Raw genomic sequence first — 2,792 nt, forward strand, 5'->3', positions numbered from 1 at the left:
GGGTGTGGGGTGGTCGAAGATGAGGGTGGCGGGGAGGCGTTGTCCGGTGGTGGTGGTGAGGCGGTTGCGGAGTTCGACGGCGGTGAGTGAGTCGAAGCCGAGTTCTTTGAATGCTTGGTCGGTGGTGATGTTGTCGGGGGTGGTGTGTCCGAGGACGGTGGCGACGTGGGTGCGGACGAGGTCGGTGAGGATGCGTTGTTGTTCTGTTTCGCTGGCTGTGGCGAGTTGGCGTTGCAGTACGGAGGTGTCTGCCGCCGACGCCGCGGTGCGGCGTGAAGGCGCGCGTACCAGGCCGCGGAGCATGGTGGGGACCGCGGCGGAGCCGGCGTGGGTGCGCACTCGTGCTGCCACCACCAACGGTTGATGGTCGGTCAGCGCGGCGTCGAGAAGCGCCAGGCCCTGTTCTGTGGTGAGGGGGGTGAGTCCTGATCGGGACATGCGGGCGATGTCGTGTTCGTTGAGTTGTCCGGTCATGCCGCTGGCTTCGGCCCAGAGTCCCCAGGCGATGGAGGTGGCGGCCAGCCCATGAGCCCGGCGACGAGCCGCGAGTGCGTCGAGGAAGGCGTTGGCGGCGGCGTAGTTGGCTTGTCCTGGTGCGCCGAGTACGCCGGCGGCTGAGGAGAAGAGGACGAAGGCGGCCAGGTCGTGGTTCTGGGTGAGTTCGTGGAGGTGGAGGGCTGCGTCGACCTTGGGCCTCAGGACTGTCTCCACCTGCTCGGTCGACAGGGAATCGAGCACCCCGTCGGCCAGCACCCCGGCTGCGTGGATCACCCCGGTGAGTGGGTGCTCGGCCGGGATCGTGGCCAGTAGTTTCGTTACGGCGGATCGGTCGGCGGTGTCGCAGGCGGTGATCGTCACCTGGGCGCCGAGTTCGGTCAGTTCCGCGGCCAGTGCGTCGGCCCCCGGAGCGTCGGGTCCGCGTCGGCTGGTCAGCAGGAGATGCCGCACCCCGTGCTCGGCCACCAGATGCCGGGCCACCAGACCGCCCAACGTCCCCGTACCACCGGTGATCAACACCGTTCCGTCTGTAGCGAGCGCCCGTGGCGTCGATCGGGCAGCGGAATCCGCATCTCGATAAGCCAGGCGTGGCGCGCGCATGGTTTCGCCACGGATCACTAGCTGGGGCTCATTGGCTGCGAGGACGGCGGGAAGCACCTTGACCGACGATTCGTCGGCGTCGAGGTCGACGAGGGTGAACCGGTCGGGGTGCTCGGATTGTGCGGAGCGGAGGAGTCCCCAGACGCCGGCCTGGGTCAGGTCCGAGACGGTCTCGTCGGGTCCGGCGGCGACCGCTCCCCGGGTGACGACCACCATGCGTGTGGTGGCGAACCGCTCGTCGGACAGCCACTGTTGCACCGACGACAGCGTCCGCGATACGGCCGCCCGCACGTCCTCGGCATCTGGTGTGGTGCCGGGGCTGCTGACGCAGGGCAGCACGAGCACGTCCGGCACGGTGCCGTCGTCGGCCGAGTCGCTCACTTGCAGCCCGGCCTGTGCCAGACCTTCCTGAAGACCCAGTGAATCAGGACCGACGACCGACCACCGACCCGTGGCAGGTGCGGTGACGGCTGGCAGCTCGACCCAGTTCAGCTCCAGGAGCGAGTTGCGGTCCCCACTCCGGGTGCGCTCGAGCCGATCGAGCGCGATCGGGCGCATCACCAGCGACTCCGCCTCGGCCACCGATCGGCCGGAACCGTCGGCGACCAGGATCTCGACTGCGTCGGGACCCGCTGCGGCCAGTCGTACGCGGGCGTGGGTTGCTCCGGTTGCGGTGAGTGAGAGGCCGTTCCAGGCGAAGGGGAGTCGTACCTGGCCGGGGGTGTCGAAGAAGTCCCCGAGTCCGATGGCGTGCAGGGTGGCGTCGAGGAGTGCGGGGTGGATGCCGAACTGGGTGGCCTGTTCGTGGGCTTGTTGGGGGAGTGCGACCTCGGCGAAGATCTCGTCGCCCTGGCGCCAGGCGGCCTGTAGTCCTTGGAAGGTCGGTCCGTAGCCGTAGCCAGCCTCGGCCATTCCCGGGTAGAAGCCGTCCAGATCGATCGGTTCCGCTCCTGGCGGCGGCCATGCGCTGAGGTCGTTCGTGCTGGATGGCGTGCCAGTTGTCAGGGTGCCGGTGGCGTGTTGGGTCCAGTCGGCGTTGTCGTTGTCGGTGCGGGAGTGAATGGTGAGGGTGCGGTGGCCGGTCTGGTCGGGGGTGTCGAGGCGAACCTGGATGGCGACGGCGCCCTTGTCGGGCAGCACGAGAGGGGCTTGCAGGGTGAGTTCTTCGATGCGGTCGCAGCCGACCTCGTCGCCGGCGCGGATCGCCAACTCCACGAAGACGGTGCCGGGCAGGAGCACCGTGTTCGCCACGGCGTGGTCGGCGAGCCAGGGTTGTGTCTGTAGGGACAGCCGACCGGTGAACACCGCACCGCCGTCGGGCATCTGGAGCGCCGCTCCCAGCAACGGGTGGTCCGCGGTGTCCAGGCCCAGACCTGCCGGATCACCGCTCCCCGCCACCGGCGCGAGCCAGTAGCGCTGCCGTTGGAAGGCGTAGGTGGGCAGTTCCACCTGTCGGGCGTTGGTGTCGGTGAAGAACGGGGGCCATTGGACGGGTGCGCCGTGGACGAAGGCTTCGGCGAGGGCGGTGGTGAAGCGGTGTGGGCCGCCTTCGTCGCGGCGGAGGGTTCCGATGGTCGTTGCTTTGGTTTCGGTGGTGTCGATGGTTTCTTGGAGGCCGATGGTGAGGACGGGGTGGGGGCTGGCTTCTACGAACAGCCGGTGGCCCTGTTTGAGGAGGAGTCGGGTCGTCTCCT

The 2,792-nt window shown here is 68.6% G+C and carries 2 protein-coding genes; one reads left to right on the plus strand and one right to left on the minus strand.

What is annotated here, in order from left to right:
- Positions 1–2,547, minus strand: a 2,547-nt coding sequence (locus E1283_RS34740; RefSeq protein WP_207930655.1) for a type I polyketide synthase, incomplete at its 3' end; no start/stop codon positions are given.
- Between the two features lie 51 nt (positions 2,548–2,598).
- Here E1283_RS34740 and E1283_RS38385 point away from each other — a divergent pair.
- The coding region (locus E1283_RS38385; protein WP_207930656.1) for a hypothetical protein at positions 2,599–2,792 on the plus strand (194 nt) is incomplete at its 3' end.

The sequence above is a fragment of the Streptomyces hainanensis genome, from assembly GCF_004348415.1.
Lineage (GTDB): Bacteria > Actinomycetota > Actinomycetes > Streptomycetales > Streptomycetaceae > Streptomyces > Streptomyces hainanensis.